The sequence below is a fragment of the Acrocarpospora catenulata genome, assembly GCF_018476525.1.
GTDB classification, from domain to species: domain Bacteria; phylum Actinomycetota; class Actinomycetes; order Streptosporangiales; family Streptosporangiaceae; genus Acrocarpospora; species Acrocarpospora catenulata.
In genome coordinates this window covers 77,309-93,974 of the sequence record NZ_JAHCST010000012.1, presented here as the reverse complement: position 1 = coordinate 93,974, position 16,666 = coordinate 77,309, and the positions used below count along the sequence as shown (strand labels likewise).

16 protein-coding genes are annotated in these 16,666 nt (G+C 71.0%); 14 read left to right on the top strand and 2 right to left on the bottom strand.

Features of this window, described 5'->3' with window-relative positions; all coding sequences use genetic code 11:
• Nucleotides 1-49: 49 nt before the first annotated feature.
• Nucleotides 50-628: a D,D-peptidase/D,D-carboxypeptidase VanY-N gene (gene vanY-N / locus KIP79_RS14995; RefSeq protein ID WP_214105404.1), complete on the bottom strand. Its 579-nt coding sequence runs from the start codon at nucleotides 626-628 to the stop codon at nucleotides 50-52.
• 190 nt (nucleotides 629-818) lie between these two features.
• Between vanY-N and KIP79_RS14990 the strand changes: the two genes are divergently transcribed.
• The 8 genes from KIP79_RS14990 (at nucleotide 819) to KIP79_RS14955 (ending at nucleotide 10,002) form a co-directional block, all read left to right on the top strand.
• Nucleotides 819-1,493: a response regulator gene (locus KIP79_RS14990; RefSeq protein ID WP_214105403.1), complete on the top strand. Its 675-nt coding sequence runs from the start codon at nucleotides 819-821 to the stop codon at nucleotides 1,491-1,493.
• Nucleotides 1,494-1,500: 7 nt separating this feature from the next.
• Nucleotides 1,501-2,979 (top strand): ATP-binding protein, encoded by a 1,479-nt coding sequence (locus KIP79_RS14985; RefSeq protein ID WP_214105402.1) that lies wholly within the window; start codon nucleotides 1,501-1,503, stop codon nucleotides 2,977-2,979.
• On the top strand, nucleotides 2,976-3,461 hold the full coding sequence (locus KIP79_RS14980; RefSeq protein ID WP_214105401.1) for a hypothetical protein: 486 nt from the start codon (nucleotides 2,976-2,978) through the stop codon (nucleotides 3,459-3,461). Before KIP79_RS14985 ends, KIP79_RS14980 begins: the two co-directional genes overlap by 4 nt.
• A 209-nt stretch (nucleotides 3,462-3,670) precedes the next feature.
• Entirely contained in the window at nucleotides 3,671-4,909 is a 1,239-nt protein-coding gene (locus KIP79_RS14975) for an ABC transporter substrate-binding protein (protein WP_214105400.1), read from the top strand.
• A 7-nt stretch (nucleotides 4,910-4,916) separates the two neighbouring features.
• Nucleotides 4,917-5,792, top strand: coding sequence for a branched-chain amino acid ABC transporter permease (locus KIP79_RS14970; RefSeq protein WP_214105399.1), 876 nt, complete (start codon nucleotides 4,917-4,919; stop codon nucleotides 5,790-5,792).
• A gap of 25 nt (nucleotides 5,793-5,817) precedes the next feature.
• Nucleotides 5,818-7,572, top strand: coding sequence for a branched-chain amino acid ABC transporter ATP-binding protein/permease (locus tag KIP79_RS14965; RefSeq protein ID WP_214105398.1), 1,755 nt, complete (start codon nucleotides 5,818-5,820; stop codon nucleotides 7,570-7,572).
• Nucleotides 7,569-8,327: an ABC transporter ATP-binding protein gene (locus KIP79_RS14960; RefSeq protein ID WP_214105397.1), complete on the top strand. Its 759-nt coding sequence runs from the start codon at nucleotides 7,569-7,571 to the stop codon at nucleotides 8,325-8,327. The genes KIP79_RS14965 and KIP79_RS14960 overlap by 4 nt, the downstream gene beginning before the upstream one ends.
• A gap of 1 nt (nucleotide 8,328) precedes the next feature.
• On the top strand, nucleotides 8,329-10,002 hold the full coding sequence (locus KIP79_RS14955) for an AMP-binding protein (protein WP_214105396.1): 1,674 nt from the start codon (nucleotides 8,329-8,331) through the stop codon (nucleotides 10,000-10,002).
• A gap of 51 nt (nucleotides 10,003-10,053) precedes the next feature.
• Here the strand turns inward: KIP79_RS14955 and KIP79_RS14950 are convergent, their stop codons facing one another.
• Complete coding sequence (locus tag KIP79_RS14950) at nucleotides 10,054-10,707, bottom strand: TetR/AcrR family transcriptional regulator (protein ID WP_214105395.1); 654 nt, start codon at nucleotides 10,705-10,707, stop codon at nucleotides 10,054-10,056.
• Between the two features lie 82 nt (nucleotides 10,708-10,789).
• Between KIP79_RS14950 and KIP79_RS14945 the strand changes: the two genes are divergently transcribed.
• The 6 genes from KIP79_RS14945 to KIP79_RS14920 all read left to right on the top strand — a co-directional run bounded on the left by KIP79_RS14945 (nucleotide 10,790) and on the right by KIP79_RS14920 (nucleotide 16,666).
• On the top strand, nucleotides 10,790-11,758 hold the full coding sequence (locus KIP79_RS14945) for an amidohydrolase family protein (RefSeq protein WP_214105394.1): 969 nt from the start codon (nucleotides 10,790-10,792) through the stop codon (nucleotides 11,756-11,758).
• A complete protein-coding gene (locus KIP79_RS14940; RefSeq protein ID WP_214105393.1) occupies nucleotides 11,755-12,498 on the top strand; it encodes an SDR family NAD(P)-dependent oxidoreductase in 744 nt (247 codons plus the stop codon). Before KIP79_RS14945 ends, KIP79_RS14940 begins: the two co-directional genes overlap by 4 nt.
• Nucleotides 12,495-13,322 carry an enoyl-CoA hydratase-related protein gene (locus KIP79_RS14935; protein WP_214105392.1) on the top strand — a complete coding sequence of 276 codons (828 nt, stop codon included), beginning with the start codon at nucleotides 12,495-12,497 and terminating at the stop codon, nucleotides 13,320-13,322. The genes KIP79_RS14940 and KIP79_RS14935 overlap by 4 nt, the downstream gene beginning before the upstream one ends.
• A 100-nt stretch (nucleotides 13,323-13,422) precedes the next feature.
• Complete coding sequence (locus KIP79_RS14930) at nucleotides 13,423-14,208, top strand: SDR family NAD(P)-dependent oxidoreductase (RefSeq protein WP_214105391.1); 786 nt, start codon at nucleotides 13,423-13,425, stop codon at nucleotides 14,206-14,208.
• Nucleotides 14,208-15,851, top strand: coding sequence for a CocE/NonD family hydrolase (locus KIP79_RS14925; RefSeq protein WP_214105390.1), 1,644 nt, complete (start codon nucleotides 14,208-14,210; stop codon nucleotides 15,849-15,851). Before KIP79_RS14930 ends, KIP79_RS14925 begins: the two co-directional genes overlap by 1 nt.
• Nucleotides 15,848-16,666: an alpha/beta fold hydrolase gene (locus KIP79_RS14920; RefSeq protein WP_214105389.1), complete on the top strand. Its 819-nt coding sequence runs from the start codon at nucleotides 15,848-15,850 to the stop codon at nucleotides 16,664-16,666. Before KIP79_RS14925 ends, KIP79_RS14920 begins: the two co-directional genes overlap by 4 nt.

The window sequence follows — 16,666 nt, the reverse complement described above, 5'->3', positions numbered from 1 at the left end:
AGACGCGATCCCAGCAATCCGGACTTGTTGGTAGTCCCCGATGACATCCCTAACCCCTCTCCGCGCCGGCCGGATCATCGACGTGGCCCACGCCGGGGTGAGGTCGCCGTCGTGGTGGCGTGCCGCCGCTGCCTGGGCGGTACTCGAAGTGCCACCACTCGTTGTCGTAGGTGCGGTAGAGGTCATAGCGGGCGCCGTGTTCCTCGAGCCAGCGCGCGCCTTCGTGCGGGCGTATGTCCAGCGCGATGCCCTTGACGTGGGGGGATTCCGCCGGTGGTAGCACGAGCATTCGTGCCGAGGCCGGGGAGCCGGAGCGGCGCACCTCCTCGTCGTACATCCGTTGCTGGACAAGGGGATCGCGGTATCCCGAGGTGAGGCCGATGAGCTGGCCGTGACGCCAGAGCGCCTCGGTGCGTGCCGCGGTGAACGCCGCCGTGGCACCGTCGGTGAGCCCGGTGAGGTCCTCGGCGGGGAATCGCATCCGTAACGCCCAGCGGCAGGCCAGTTCGCGGGCGCGGCCGGGATGGCGGGCGAGCGCCGCGGGCAGCAGGAGCACGGCGAGCACCAGCGTGACCAGGGCGAACAGCCGGTCTCGGGGCCGAGGTGGAAGGGTGCGTGGTTCGTCCATGGCGACTACCATTGGCGCCGAATGTGCGCGCGTTGTCCGCCGCATGTCACCGTCTGTCGACGGCGGTCACCGCCGGCGCGACCGTGACACAACCATGACACGGCGCTGACGAGGCGCGGACACGGCCGACCGACTGTGGATGGAGTTGGCCGGAGGGCGAGTGACGGAGCGTGCGGTGAAACTCGGGGGCGTGTCGAGAGTGTTGTTGATCGAGGACGACCCGGCTGTGCGGGAGGGCCTTGAGCTGGCCCTGACCCGGCATGGGCACCGGGTGCGCGCCGTGGAGTCCGGCGAGCAGGGGCTGGACCGGCTGCGTACGGACCTTCCCGACGTCGTCGTGCTCGATCTGATGTTGCCTGGCATGGACGGGTTCGAGGTCTGCCGCCGCATCCGGGCCGCCGGGGAGGTACCGATCATCATGGTGACCGCGCGCGGTGACGACATGGACGTGGTGGCCGGGTTGGAGGCGGGCGCCGACGACTACGTGGTCAAGCCGGTGCAGCCCAGGGTGCTCGAGGCGCGCATCCGAGCGGTGCTCCGCCGGATCGGCCGGGACCAGGCGGAGCTGGAGCGGTACGGGGACCTGACCATCGATCGGGCCGGGCTGGTGGTCGCCAACCGCGGCGAACCGGTCAGCCTCGCCCCGACCGAGCTGCGCCTGCTGCTCGAGCTCTCCGGCACGCCGGGCCGGGTGCACAGCCGCCAGCAACTGCTGGAGTCGGTGTGGGAGCACGGGTATTTCGGCGACTCGCGTCTCGTGGACGCGTGCGTGCAGCGGTTGCGCGCGAAGATCGAGGACGACTCGGCGGCGCCCGTCTACGTGCAGACGGTACGTGGGTTCGGGTACCGGTTCGGGCCGGTGTGAGCCGCCGGTGGTACCTCGGCCGAGCCTGGGGCTGCGTGCCCGGCTGTTGTTCGCCTTCGCACTGCTGTGTGTGGTCACCGCGGCGGCGGTGGCCGGCGGGATCTACGTCCAGGCCCGCAACGCCATCCTGCAGCGGGCCCAGGATGCCGCGGTGCACGCGGTGACAAGCCGCCTGGAGGCGCTCTACCCGTTGCCGAGTGCGGCGCCGGGCCTGGCCGAGCTCGACAAGATCGCCGCCGCCGCGATCGACCAGAACAGCTTCGCGGTCGCCGTCTACCGCGAGATGCACTCGCCGCTCGGTCCGCCGCTCGGCCCGCCCGGGGGGCGCTGGAGGCCGGGCCCGCCGGTCTTGGATCTCGGGGTGATTTCACCGGAGTTGCGGCAGGTGGTGGCCGGCGGCCGTACCGCGTGGCAGCGTGTGGTGGTGCAGGGCGCGCCCATCCTGATCATCGGCACGCCGTTGCTGATCGTCGAGCAGGACCGGACGACGCGGGTGTCCGGCATCGAGGTCTACACCGCGCGCAGCCTGCTTCCCGAACAGCGCAGCATCGACGAGCTCGCCGCATCCGTCTGGCTCACCGGCGGGGCGGCCCTGGCCTTCGCGGTCGTCCTCGCGTTGCTGGCCACCCGTGGCGTGCTGCGCCCGGTGCGCGAGCTCGGCTGGGCGGCACGCCTGCTGGGCGAGGGCGAGCTGCGGACCAGGATCGCCGTCCGCGGCTCCGACGAGCTGGCCGACGTGGCACGCACGTTCAACAACACCGCCGCGGAGCTGGAACGGCACGTCAAGCAGCTCCGCGAGATGGAGGCCGACGCCCGCCGGTTCGTGGCCGACGTGTCCCATGAGCTGCGCACCCCGCTGGCCGCGCTCACCGCGGTCGCCGACGTCCTGGACGAGGAGGCGGCCCGGCTGCCCGAGCCCGCCGGCAGAGCCGCCAGGCTGGTCAGTCAGGAGACGCTCAACCTCACCGGGCTGGTGAACGACCTCATCGAGATCAGCAGGTTCGACTCCGGTGTCGCGGCCCTCGCGCTGAACGAGATCGACGTGGCCGAACTGGTGCGCGCGACCTTGCGCGTTCGGGGCTGGTCGGAGTCGGTGCACACCGAGCTTCCACCCGGGGTGACGGCACGGCTGGACCCGCGCCGAGTGGATGTCATCCTCGCGAACCTGGTCGGCAACGCCCTGCGGCACGGCGAGCCACCGGTGTCGGTACGGCTTTCCGCCGACCCGCACTGGATCGCTCTCGAGGTCCGCGACCACGGACCGGGGCTGGAGGAAGCGGTGCTGCCGCACGTGTTCGACCGGTTCTACAAGGCCAGCGCGGCCAGGGCCCGGTCCGAGGGCAGCGGCCTCGGCCTCGCCATCGCGCGGGAGAACGCGCGCCTGCACCGAGGCGACCTCACCGTCACCAACGCCCCGGACGGCGGCGCCATGTTCACGCTGCGTCTGCCACGCCGGGCACACGATCCGGACGGAGGCCCCGAGTGAGGATCGGACTCGCCCGCCGCGCGCTCGCCGCGGGCCTCGTATCGCTCGTCGCCGTGGCCGGCTGCGGCGTGCAACCCAGCGGGGTCATCCCCGCCGGTCCCCCGCCGAGCGGAGCCGTCGCACCGACCATGACGATCACCCTCTACCTGGTCAAGAACGGCCGAGTCAGCGCGGTAACGCGGCCTGGTGGTCGACTACTGTCCCCAGCGGACACGCTCGCGCTGCTGGCAGCCGGACCCATTGCGAGGGAACAGGCGCACGGATTCACCACCGACGTCCCGCCCGAAGCCGGCCCGTTCTCGGTGACCGAAAAGCCGGCCAGTCATTTGGTGGTGACCCTGTCCACTCCGGCCAGAGAACTGTCCACACTGGCCGTCGAGCAGATCGTGTGCACGGTCGCCGCCACGGCACCGGAAAGCCCTGCCCAGGTCACCGTCGTCGGTGCTGCGCAGGGCGCCGACCCCCGGAACTGCCCGGGGTAGCGGATATCGAATCAGTGGTCATCGCCGTGTAGGTCGACGGTGACCTCGTGGTGGGTGACGCGTTCGTCCCATCGAGTCAGAGCGCGGCGGGCGGTTCGGCACGTGACATGGGCTGGCCGACCCCCATTTCCGCTCGAACCTCCCATGAGTCTTGACTCACACTCCGAGCAAATATACAAACGTTCATACATTGAAACGAGGAGGCGGCCGTGACCACATACCGGACGGACGGGATGTCTCGGCGAGGGTTTCTGGCGGGCACCACATCCGCCACCGCGCTCGGCATGCTGGGCTTGGGGACAGCGGCGTGCGGAAGCCCGGAGGGCGGTGGCAAGGCGACGGCCCGCGTCGGGTGGGTGGAGCCGAAGACCGGCCGACTCGCCGCCGCGTACAAGCCGATCTACGTCGGTGCGAGGCTCGCCCTGGAGGAGCTGAAGGCGAACGGGGGCCTGCTCGGGCAGGCCGTTCAGGTCATGGAGGAGGACGACAAGGGGAGCCCGGCCTCTCAGCCGGCCGTGGCGCAGCGGCTGATCCGGGAAGCGCCGACGTTCGTGGTCGGGCCGACCGGGAGTTCACAGGTCCTGGCGTCGGTGACGGCCCTCGCCCGGGCGAAGCTGATCCAGTCAGCCTGGGGCGGCGCGGAACTGCTCGGGGACGGTGACCGCTTTCCCTACCACTACCAGCTCGTGTACAACACCACCCAGCAGGCCAGGGTGGCGGCCCGTTTTCTGCACGAGGTCCGCGGGCTCCGCAAGATCGGCATCATCGTCGAGAACTCCGAGTTCGGCACGTCGATCAGGGACGCGGTCGTCCAGACCCTGCGCGACACCTACTCCGCGAAGCCGGTCGCGGTCGAGGTATTCGAGGTGGATGCCTCTGACATGACACCGTTCGTCCGCAATCTGGAACGGGCCGACGTGGACGGCCTCGGCCTGTTCACCGGCCAGCCACAGGCGACCATCCTGATCCTGCGGGCGATGGCGGCGAGCGGCTTCCACCCGGTGATCGTCTCGCACGACCTCAACTACATCGAGGCGCTCGGGGAGTTCCCCCGCGCGCTGCTCGACGGGTTCTTCGGCACCACCTACCGAGGGCTCACCTACACCGGCGAGGAGGAGCCTTCCGCCGAGGTGCGCGAGCTGGTCGAGCGGATCAACAAGCATCCGGACACCGCCGGTCTCGGCTACTCGGCGGTGACCAGCCCCTACTACGACTACCTGATGCTGATGGCCAAGGTGATCGGGGAGACCAAGAGCCTCGAACCGGCCAAGCTCAAGGCCGCGCTTGACCAGGTCGACGGCTACCAGGGCGTCCGGGCGAAGGTGTCGTTCACCTCGAAACGGCACTCCGGCATCGCCGACGAGGACATCACGGTAGGCACCCTCATGTCGGCGAAGGAGCCGCAGAGCCTGGGTGGGGTCCTCCGGCGACGCGCGGATGGGATGTGACCGGCCGATGATCGCGGACATTCTGGTCGCCGGCCTGGTCTTCGGCAGCCTCTACGGCCTGGTCGCGGTGGGCTTCAATGTCCTGCACCGGCCTACGAACGTGGTGAACTTCGCCCAGGGCGAACTCATCATGATCGGTGCGATGCTGATGGCGGCCACCCCGATCGGCGGGCTCCCCTGGGGGGTCGCCGCCGCCTGCGTGATGGCGATCGTCGCGGTCGTGGCGCTGGTCGAGGAGCGGGTCGCCGTGACACCGGTGCTGCGCAGGTCGTCCCACGCGGTCGGCTGGGTGATCACCACGCTGGCGTTCTCGCTGCTGCTCGCGGAGGCCGCCGGGCGGTTGTGGACGGACCAGCCGAGCACCGTCGTGCCACCGTGGCCGCTGTCCATGCGGGTCCAAGAGGTGCTGGGAGTCCGGTTCTCGAGCTACCAGGTCGCGGTGGTGATCGTCGCCGTCGCCGTGGTGGCCCTGCTCGGTGTCCTGGATCGTTCCCGACTCGGCACCGCGTTGCGGGCGGTGGCCGCCGACCGTGACGGCGCCCGGCTGCGCGGCGTCGACCCGACGGCACTCACCCGCCGTTCCTTCCTGCTCGGTGGCGCGCTCGCGGGGCTCACCGGGGTCCTGGCGGCGCCGCTGCTGCTGGCCTCGGTGACGATGGGCCTGGGCTTGCTGATCAAGGGTTTCGCCGCCCTGGCAGTCGGCGGGATCGGCGACAACCGCGGCGTGCTGGTGGCGGGCTGGATGCTCGGCGTCATCGAGGCCGCGGGCGCCGTCTTCGCCTCGCCCGGGTCGCAGTCCGTCGTCCTGTTCGCGGCCATGCTGCTCATCCTGCTGATCCGGCCCAACGGCCTGCGTGGTCTGGCGGTGCAGCGTCATGTCTGAAGTTCGCGGGACACGGTCTGGCGCCGTGCGGCGCGCGGCCCCGTGGCTCGCTTTCGTGGCGGCCGCGGCCGTGCTGCCGCTGCTGAGCGGCGACCCGACGATCACCTATCTGGCCACCACGGCTGGGATCTATGTGCTGGTCGGTACGGGGCTGAACCTCATGTTCGGCTACACCGGCCAGGTCTCGCTCGGGCAGGGCGCGCTGGTCGCCGTCGGCGCCTACACCACAGGTATCCTCATGGCCGACCATGACTGGACGTTCTGGGCGGCGGCCCCCGTAGCGGTGGCGGTCGCCGTGGGAGCGGGAACCCTGATGGCCCTGCCCGCCTTCCGCCTGTCGTCCTGGTACATCGCCCTGGTCACGCTCGGCGCGGCGATGGCGGCTCGCAGCCTCCTAGTCGAGTTCGAGGGGCTGACGGGCGGCTGGTCGGGGCTGACGGGCATACCGCGGCCGGCTCTCGGGCCGTGGGAACTCGGGGAACGCGACATCCTCTGGCTGGTTCTGGCCGTCAACGTCATGCTCCTCGTCATGGTCCGCACCATCGTCGACTCCCGCCTGGGCCGCGGCATGATGGCCGTCCGCGACGCGCCCGAGATGGCGCAGAGCGTCGGCGTCGCGCCCGCACGGATGAAGCTGTTCGCCTTCGCCTGCGGCGGCGGTACCGCTGGGCTGGGCGGGGCGCTGCTGGCCGTCCACCACGGGCTGGTCACCCCGGACGATTTCACCCTCGACTTCTCTATCCTCTTCCTGTTGGTGGTCATCATCGGCGGTGCGGCGCGTCTGGCGGGCCCGATCATCGGCACCCTGCTGTTCTTCGCCCTCCCCGAACTGCTGACCGGCCTGGCGGAATGGCGCGGACTCATCTATGGCGCGGCGCTGCTCGTACTGATGGTGTACGCGCCGCAGGGCATCGCCGGGGCGTGGGAGCGGCTGCGGGCGCGCCGCCAGGACTCCGGCCCGCCCTCCGAAACCTTCGGCACGGACATCCCGGTCGAGGCCGGGCCGCCGCGGGGGAAGCCGCTCGGCGTCGAGCTGATCGGCGTCCGCAAGTCTTTCGGCGGGGTGCGCGCCCTGCAGGAGATCGACCTCACCATCGAACCAGGCACGGTCCACGCGATCGTCGGACCCAACGGTTCGGGGAAGACGACCCTGCTCAACGTGATCAGCCGCCTGCTGCGGCAGGACGGGGGACGGGTTATCCTCGACGCCGAGGACGTCAGCCGGGCCCCCGCCGAGCGACTCGCCCGGCGCGGTGTGGCGCGCGTCTTCCAGACACCGCGCCTGCTGGGCGCGTCGAGCCTGCGAGACAACGTCCTGCTCGGCGCCTACCCGCGGGAGCGGGCAGGCGGGCCGGCGACCGTCCTGCGACTGCCGTGGGCCCGCCGCGAGCAGGCTGAACTGGCGCAGGAGGCCGACCGGCTCCTGGCCGGTCATGGATTGGCCGGACGGGCGGAGGAGCAGGCCGCCTCGCTGCCGCACGGTGAGCAGCGACTGCTGGAGGTGGCGCGGGCCTCGATGGCGCGCCCGCGCCTGCTGCTGATGGACGAGCCGGCGGCCGGGCTCACGCCACGGGAACTGGAGTCGCTGGGCCGCCTGATCCGGGCGATCCGCGACAGCGGCACCACCGTGGTCCTGGTGGAGCATCACATCGAACTCGTCGCGAGCGTCGCCGACGTGGTGACCGTCCTGGACCGGGGCCGGCTGGTGACGTCCGGGCCGCCGCAGGAAGCCCTCGGCGACGCACGGGTCGTCGAAGTGTACTTGGGGGCACCCGCATGACAGCACCGGGCGAGGAACTGATCACCGTGTCCGCGCTGAGCTCAGGCTACGGCGCGGTGCCGGTGGTCCGCTCCGTGGACTTCACGGTGCGGACGGGCGAGATCTTCGCGGTGGTCGGCGGCAACGGGGCCGGGAAGACCACCCTGCTCAGCACCATCTCGGGGCTGCTACGCCCCACGTCCGGGTCGGTGCGGCTCTCGGGAACCGACATCACCGGGTGGAGCCCCGAGCGCATCGTGGCGCACGGCCTGGTCCACATTCCCGAGGGCAGGCGCCTGTTCACCGGGCTCACGGTGGCCGAGCATCTGCGGCTCGGGCTCTGGAACGTCCCCAACCGGCGCAGGGTCGAGCGGGAGCGGACGGAACGGGTCGTCGACCTGTTCCCGGTGCTGGGCGAGCGGATGGACGCCTATGCCGAGGTGCTCAGCGGTGGGGAGCAGCAGATGCTCGCCATCGGCCAGGCGCTGATGCGCGAACCCCGAGTACTGCTGCTGGACGAACCGTCCATCGGCCTGGCTCCCGTGATCATCCAGCGGGTGTTCGCGGTGGTCGACCGGCTGCGAACGCAGAACCTGACCGTGATCCTGGTGGAGCAGCGCGTCGGCCAGGCGCTGGCGCTCGCGGACCGGGGACTGGTGATGCGGCACGGCCGGGTGGAGGCGGCCGGGTCCGCCGCCGAGCTGGCGGAGGACCCCACGCTGCGGGTCGCCTACCTGGGCGGCGCCGTGTCCGGTGACCAGCGGATCAAGGAGTGACATGAGTGGTGGATGGTGGAGCCCGGTGGTGCCCGAGGCCGGGGACTGCGTGGTCGGGGAGCTGCTCGTCCGCCGCGCCGCGCAGCATCCGGACCGGGTGTACGCGGTCTTCGAGGACGGGACGCGGTGGACGTACGCCGAAACCCTGGCCGAGGCCGAGCAGGTCGCCGCCGGGCTGCACGGACTGGGTGTGCGGCCGGGTGACATGGTGGTCTCCTGGCTGCCCAACGGACCCGACGCCCTGCGCGTCTGGTTCGGTGTGAATCTGCTCGGCTGCACCCTCGTTCCGCTCAACACCGCGTATCGCGGCGGGCTGCTCGAACACGCACTCCGGCTGTCTGGAGCGCGGGTGGCGGTCGTGCACGCCGAATTGGCCGGGCGGCTGGACGAGATCGACACCGGTGCGCTGGAACGGGTGGTGGTGCTCGGAGAGGACGACGCCCGGTCACATCGCCGGGTCGCCGCGCCGGGGCAAGAGGTGCCGGGGCAAGAGGTGCCGGTGCCGGAAGTGCTGGGACCGGAGACGCTGGCCACGCCTGCCCCGGGATTCCAGCCGGAGTCGCCGCCCTTGCCGTGGGATCCGTACGCGGTGATCCTTACGTCGGGAACGACCGGGCCGTCGAAAGGCGTCCTGTGCTCGTACGTCCAGCTCGCGGCGTGCGCGCGGGCCGCGTTCGACGGCTTCGGGGCGGACGACCGCTACATGGTGAACCTTCCGCTGTTCCACGCGGGCGGCACCATCGGCACGTACGCCGCGCTGCTGCTCGGCGGCGGGATCAGTCTCGTCAGCGCGTTCGACACCGAGGCGTTCTGGCCGGCAGTCCGCGCGACGGGTACCACGCATGTAACGCTGCTAGGCGTGATGGCGACGTTCCTGGCCAAGCGTCCGCCGTCGCACCAGGACCGTGCTCACCCGCTGCGGTGTGTCTTCATCATTCCGCTGATCGAGGACAGCGCGGCGTTCGCCGAGCGCTTCGGCGTCAACGTGGTGGCCATGTTCAACATGACAGAGGTCTCGATCCCGATCATCTCCGGTCCTGACCCCGGCGTCCCGGGAACATCCGGGCGGTTGCGACCCGGCGTCGAGGCCCGGGTCGTGGACGAGCACGACCGGGTGGTGCCCGACGGGGAGGTCGGGGAACTGGTGCTGCGCACCGACCAGCCGTGGGCGATGAACTCCGGTTACCTCGGGATGCCCGAGGCGACGGCACGGGCTTGGCGCAATGGCTGGTTCCATACCGGGGACGCCTTCCGCACGGTGGACGGCGAGTTCTTCTTCGTGGACCGGATGGGCGACACGATCCGGCGCCGCGGCGAGAACATCTCCTCGGCCGAGGTGGAGATCGAGCTGCTGGCGCATCCGTCGGTCCGGGAGGCCGCGGTGGTCGCCGTGCCGAGCCCTTACGGTGAGGATGACGTGCTCGCTGTGGTCGCCCCCGTGGAGGGTGCGACGATCGACCCGTCCGAGCTGTTCCGTTTTCTGATACCGCGCATGGCGCATTTCATGGTGCCCCGTTATGTGCGCGTGGTCGACGCGCTCCCGCACACCCCGACGAACAAGGTCGAGAAGCATCGGCTGCGCTCGGACGGCGTCACGGCGGACACGGCCGATCGCGAGCGGCTGGGCGTGGTCGTCCGGCGGGACCGCATCGGGGGGACGCCCGCCGTACGCTGAGCCGTTCGCCCGCTTGCCCGTCGGCCCCGAAGCCGACGGGCAAGCGGGCCGTCAGGCGTCAGGAGGGCCGGCGCCGACGAGTTGCAAGGCGAGGAAGGAGTACTGGTCGGCGAGTTCCCTGGCCGACACCGTGCCCTCCGGGCGGAACCACTGTCCGGCGTTGATGCACATGTCGAGGATGGCCTTGGCGACCACGTCCACCTGAGCCGGGCGCGACGATCGCGGGTCGCTCAGGCGGAACCGGCCGGCGGCCAGGCCCCGTTCCAGGGTGCGTTCGAAAATTCGGCGGATGCGCCGCTGAGCGTCCAGGAACTCCTTGGCCTGCTCCGGTGGGAGATGACGCCATTCGGTCCGGGCGACCAGGCCCTCGATGCGCCGTTCGGTGTGGAAGAGCGTGAGTTCCCGCACCAGCTCGGCCAGCTGCCGGTCGGCCCGATCGCCGCCGCGCAGCAGCCCTTCTTCCAGCATGCGCTCGGAGTCCTCGAACGCCCGCGTGAGGATCGCGTAGAGCACTTCCTCTTTGGACTCGTAGTGGTTGTAGAGCGAGCCCGCGGTGACACCGCACGCAGCGGTGATCTTGCGGACGCTGGTAGCGGGGAACCCGTCCTCGTAGAACAGGCGCGCCGCCTCGTCGAGGATCCGCCGGCTCATCGAGGCCGTGGTCGGCGGGGCGCCGGCGGTCGTCCGGGAGCGTGTCGTAGCCACACTTGGACGCTACCACTACAAACGTTCATTGACGTGTCAGTGTCGATTATGGTAAACAAACGTTTATATATAAGGAGGTTCGATGCGTGGGCCGGTGATCGATGTCTGTGAGGTCGTCTACGACACCGAGTGCTGGACGGCCTATCTGCGTGCGCTGGCCACCGCCGCGCCGCGCTATCTCGTCCTGTTCGCCGGTCGCCTCGCCACCCTCACCGGGCGTGACCCCGGCGACGTCGCGGCGGAGGCGGCCCGCGACGCGACCGGCACGGCGGACCAGCTGGCCGCCGTCCTCGGACGCGGGTTCGACATCGACCACCACGTAGCCGTGCTGGCCGAAACCGGGGTCTCCCACCAGGTCCTGCACGGCGGGCCGTGGCTCATGGGGGACGGCACCGTCAACGACCGGGTCGCCGCCTACGCTGCTCGGCACCCGAACCGCCTCAGCGCCTGGGCCGGCGTCAGCCTCACCGATCCGCGGGCCGCAATCGCCGAGGCCCGTCGTGCGCTCGACGACCTCGGTGCGACCGGCCTGTCGGTCATCCCGTTCCTCGACGGCGTCGATCCGTCCGGACTCGAGCACGCGGAGCTCTGGCGGCTCGCCGCCGACCGCGGTGTCCCGGTGTGGCTGCATTGCGGACAGCACTTCCGCTCGGACGTCCCGATCGACGTCTCCGCACCGCGCGTGCTGGATCGGATCGCCGGCGCGTACCCCGGCCTCGTCCTGGTCGCCGGTCACGGGGGCTGGCCCTGGGTCGCGGAGATGCTGGCGGTGGCGCAGCGACACGCCAACGTCTACCTGGAGTTCTCCTCGCACCGTCCGGCCAGGATGGGAGCCCGCGGATCGGGGTGGGAGGCGCTGCTCGCACTGGGCGCCACGTCCGTCCGGACCCGAGTCCTTTTCGGATCGACCAGTTGGACGCAGGCGCGCCCGCCCGCCGCACTCGCCGACGAGGTCACCCGGCTCGGACTGCCGGACGACGTCGTCCGGGCCTGGCTGCACGACAACGCCGAACGACTGCTGAACCGGACCCGGCCGGGATCGGCGTCATGAACGGCCGCCGGATACTCGTCACGGGGGCCGCTGGGGGCATCGGCACATCACTCGTCGCCGAACTGCTCCGCCAGGGCGCGCGGGTGCTGGCGACCGATGTGGACGAGTCCGGATGCCGTCGCCTGGAGCGACGGTTCGGCGACCGGCTGGAGGGTGATCGGCTGCACACGATGCCGCTCGACCTGACGGACAGCGGCGCGCCGCAGCGCATCGTCGACCGGGCGATCGACCGGCTCGGCGGGCTCGACGGACTCGTCAACAACGCGGGCGTGGAGCACCGCGCGGCGCTGGCCGAGCACGGCACCGCCGACTGGGCGCGCGTGCTGGAGATCAATTTGTCCGCACCGTTCCGGCTGGCCCGCGCGGCGGCCCCCGTCCTCGCCGGACGGCCGGGCGCCGCCATCGTCAACGTCTGCTCGATCGCGGTGATCGGGTTCGCCGGGCAGGCGGCCTACGACGCGAGCAAGGGTGGATTGCTGAGCCTGACCCGCTCGCTCGCCGTCGAGCTGGGACCGCTCGGCGTCCGGGCGAACGCCGTGTGCCCCGGCTTCATCGACACGCCGATGCTCGACGCGAGCGGGCTTCGCGGACTGGCGGAGAAGGTCGCGGCGAGGCTGCCGCTCGGCCGGTGCGGGCATCCGGAAGAAGTCGCCGCCGCGATCATGTGGCTGCTGGGAGCGGGCGCCGGTTACGTCACCGGCCAGGCATTGTTCGTCGATGGAGGGATGGTCAGAGCGTGACGCACGATCAGGAAAGCATGGCGCCCGGCAAAACGGAGACCCTGCTGGTATCCCGGCCGGCACAGGGGGTGCTATGGCTGACCATGAACCGTCCGGCCCAGCGGAACGCACTCGATCGCGCGCTGGGCGAGGAACTGCTGCGCGCGCTGGAAGACGCCGAGACCGACCCGCAGGCCAGGGTCGTGGTGCTGACCGGTGCGGGCAGCGCCTTCTGCGGCGGGGACGACCTCGGCGCGGTCGACGAGCACCTCACCGGGGACCGCACGAACTCTCCGGTGCTCGGCGACACCGCCGATCCGGTGTACCTGCGGATCGTCGAGGCGATCGTCACGGCGCCGCAGCCGGTCATCGCGGCGGTCAACGGCCCTGCAGCCGGTGCGGGCACCGAGCTGGCCTGTGCCGCCGACCTGCGGATCGCCTCGGACACGGCGCGGATCGGGAGCTGCCTGGTGAACGTGGCGCAGGTCGGCACCGCCGTCATGCTGCCCCGCATCATCGGAACCGCGAAGGCGACCGAGATCTACCTGTCCGGCGGGCTGCTCGACGCCGCCGACGCCGAGCGCCTGGGCATCTACACCCGGGTCGTCCCGTCCGGCGAGTTCCAGGACGCGGTGCTCGCCGAAGCACGCCGGCTCGCGGCCGCCCCGACGCGTGCGATCGGGCTCTACAAACAATTGCGCGAACGGGTGTACGGGCAGCCGCTGGAGCAGTCGCTGCGCATCCAGAACGGCTTCCACATCCGCAACAACAGGGAAGTCCACGACGCGGTCGAAGGGGCGCGCGCCTTCGTCGAGAAGCGCAGCCCCGAGTTCACCGGCAGTTGAGGAGGAAATGAATGACCGTGACAGACGGTACTAATGGGAAAGTTGCTAAATGGACTGCCACTACGGTCCCGACCAGGCACGACAGTGGGGTGGCAGTCTGATGAGCAGGTTTCCCGTTAGTAAGTCGGACGGTGACGTCTTCGGCCGCCTCGATGGCCGGGTAGTCCTGGTGACAGGCGCGGCGAGCGGCATCGGCGCTGCCTCGATGAGGCTGTTCCGAGCAGTGGGCGCCGAGGTCGTCGGCGTGGACCTGGCTCCAGGAAGAGGGATCGTCCAGGCGGACGTCTCCGATCCGGCACAGGTCGCCGAGGTCGTCGACGGGGTGGTCGCCCGGCACGGCCGGCTCGACGTGGTCCACGGCAACGCCGGCGTCAACGTCCCCGGCCGCCCGCACAGCATCACCGACGACGACTACCGCAAGGTGATGGGAGTCTGCTGCGACGCCAACTTCTACCTGGTGCGCTCCGCGGTCAGGCACATGCGCGCGCACGGCGGGGTGTTCGTGTTCACCTCATCGATGTGCGGGGTGGCGGCGACACCTCGCTCCCCGGTCTACAACATGGCCAAGCACGCCCTCATCGGCCTCGCCCAGTCGGTCGCCGTCGACTACGGCGCGCAGGGGATCCGCGCGGTCGCCCTGGTCACCGGGCCGACGCACACCGCGATGGTGGACGAGCTGTGGCCGCCGGGCCCGCTCCGCGACTCCCTGACCGCCACCACCTCCGCCGGCCGGCTGGCCAGCCCCGAAGAACAGGCCCGCGCCGCGGTGTTCGCCGCGTTGCCCGGCAGCTCCTTCCTCACCGGATGCACCCTCACCGTGGACGGTGGCGCCACCGCCGGATGGAACGAGATGGCGCGGACGATGCTCACTCTCAAGGCGGTGTGATGATGGAGCTGGGACGTATCGAAGGCGGCGTCGAGACCCCCATGAGGGACGGTGTGCTGCTGCGCGGTGACCTGTGGCGGCCCGCGTCCCCGGCTCCGGCGGTGGTGTTCAGGACGCCGTACGGACGGCGCCAGGTCAGCTCCGACACGCTGCAACCCCAGCACTGCCTCGCCGGAGGGTTCGCCGCGCTGCTGCAGGACACCCGGGGCCGCTTCGACTCCGACGGCGAGTGGCAGGCCATCATGTGGGAGCAGGAGGCCGAGGACACCTACGACACCGTGGAGTGGGTGGCGGCACAGCCCTGGTGCAACGGCGAAGTGTTCCTCGCGGGAACGTCCTACCTGGGGATGGTCGCCTGGCTCGGGGCGGCCTTGCGCCCGCCGCATCTGCGGGGGATCGCCCCGGCCATGACGACTGGCGCGACGGACGACCTCCGCGACACTTGCGGCGCGCTGCGACTGGACCACCTTGTCGGGTGGCTGGCCTACATGGCCGCCGACTGGCTGGGCCGGCAGGGCCCGAACGCGGACCCCGCGCCGGCCGCGAAGGTCGCGTCGCTGATCCACGACCCGGAACGGGCGATGCGGCGGCTGCCGCTCGCGGACATGCCGGAACTTGACCTGCCCGGATTCCCGATCAGTATCGGTGACCTGCTGGAGGGGCGGATCCGGGCCCTACCCGACTGGGACCTCGCGGCGGTGGAGGTGCCGAGCCTGTCGGTGACGGGCTGGTACGACGTCTACGCCGGCGCGACCATTCGCGGGCACCTGCGGATGCGCCGGCTACGGCCGGACCTGCGGCACGAGCTGATCGTCGGCCCCTGGGCGCACACCGGCGCCCTGACCCATCTGCAAGGCGAGGTGAACTTCGGGGTCGCGGCCTCGGCGGCGGCCGCCCGGCTGCCCGCCCGGCACCTGGAGTTCTTCGGTCGCTGCCTGGACGGGCCCGGCGAGTCAGAACCCGTCCTGTACTTCCTGATGGGCGCCGATGTGTGGCGCACCGCCGGGCAGTGGCCGCCCGCGGACGCCGCCGGGCATGCCCTGTATCTCACCGGTCCCGCGGTCCCGGGCGAGACGCCGGGCCGGCTGACCGCCGTGCCCGACACGGCGAGCCCGGCCGCACGCGACGATTACATCCACGACCCGGCCGACCCGATGCCGAGCCGCGGCGGGCGCGTCCTGCACCTCGGCCGTCTCACCCCCGGGCCGCTGGACCTCAGCCGGACGGCCATGAGATCCGACGTCCTCCTCTACCTCGGCGACGTGCTCGCCGAGGACCTCGACGTCGTCGGCCAGGTGCGGCTCCGGCTCGCCTTCGCCACCGACGCGGCGGACGCCGACGTGATGGCCCGGCTGGTGAACCACCTGCCGGACGGCCGCCTGCTGCCGGTCTGCGAGGGAGTCGTCCGGCTCAGCCACCGCGACGGGCCGGGCACCCCCGTACCGCGCGGAGAACCGATCCGAGTGGACGTCGACCTCGGACACACGGCACAGCGATTCAAAGCGGGCCACCGCATCGGTCTGATGCTGTCCAGCAGCAACTTTCCGCACTACGACCGCAATCAGGGCGACGGGAGGCCGTCCACCCAGAGCGTCCACTACGGCACGTCGGTCCTCATCCTGGGTAAGGAGGCGGAGTCGTGACGCTGCGGCACCGGACCCTCCGGCGCGTCGGCTGCGAGATCCACTACTGGACCGGCGGTTCCGGCGACCGCCCCCCAATCGTCTTCACGCACGGCGCGACCCTCGACCACCGCACGTGGGAGCCGCAGATCGAGGCGTTCGCCGCCCGGCACCGGATCCTGCTGTGGGACGTTCGGGGCCACGGCCGCTCGATCCCCAACCAGGTCCCGTGGACGCTGCGGGCAGCCGCGGACGACCTGCTGGCGATCCTCGACCAGGAGGACATCGAGCGGTCCGTGCTCGTCGGGCAGTCGATGGGCGGCAATCTCTCCCAGGAGATCGTCTACCGCCATCCCGGCAGAGCCTCGGGCCTGGTGGCGTTGGGCTGTGCCGGGAACACCCTGCCGCTGTCACGCCGAGAACGGCTCCAGGCCCGGGCGGTCATCCGGATGCTGCCCTGGTACCCGCCGAAGACTCTGATCCGCCAGGAGGCCAGGGCGTCCGCGCGTGACCCCCGCGTCCGTGAGTACGTACGTGAGGCCGCCGGGCGCATGGCGCACCGCGACATGGTCGCGGTCATGGCGAGCCTGGTCGGCGCCCTCCACCCCGAGCCCGGGTACCGGATCGAGATACCCGAACTGCTGCTGCACGGCGAGCACGACCGGCTCGGCAACTTTCGCGCCGCGATGCCGGTCTGGGAACGCCGGGATCCACTGGCGCGGTACCTCGTCGTCCCGGACGCCGCCCACCTGGCCAACCAGGACAACTCTGACTTCTTCAACGACGCCGTGCTGCGTTTCCTCGCGGAGCACGGACTCGACTCACCGGAGGGCTGA

Excerpts from the sequence above, each read along its gene's own strand:
- KIP79_RS14940 (WP_214105393.1), top strand. The coding sequence starts at position 11,755 with ATGAACGGCCGCCGGATACTCGTCACGGGGGCCGCTGGGGGCATCGGC.
- KIP79_RS14970 (WP_214105399.1), top strand. The coding sequence starts at position 4,917 with ATGATCGCGGACATTCTGGTCGCCGGCCTGGTCTTCGGCAGCCTCTAC.
- vanY-N (WP_214105404.1), bottom strand. The coding sequence starts at position 628 with ATGGACGAACCACGCACCCTTCCACCTCGGCCCCGAGACCGGCTGTTC.
- KIP79_RS14930 (WP_214105391.1), top strand. The coding sequence starts at position 13,423 with ATGAGCAGGTTTCCCGTTAGTAAGTCGGACGGTGACGTCTTCGGCCGC.
- KIP79_RS14955 (WP_214105396.1), top strand. The coding sequence starts at position 8,329 with ATGAGTGGTGGATGGTGGAGCCCGGTGGTGCCCGAGGCCGGGGACTGC.
- KIP79_RS14960 (WP_214105397.1), top strand. The coding sequence starts at position 7,569 with ATGACAGCACCGGGCGAGGAACTGATCACCGTGTCCGCGCTGAGCTCA.
- KIP79_RS14945 (WP_214105394.1), top strand. The coding sequence starts at position 10,790 with ATGCGTGGGCCGGTGATCGATGTCTGTGAGGTCGTCTACGACACCGAG.
- KIP79_RS14925 (WP_214105390.1), top strand. The coding sequence starts at position 14,208 with ATGATGGAGCTGGGACGTATCGAAGGCGGCGTCGAGACCCCCATGAGG.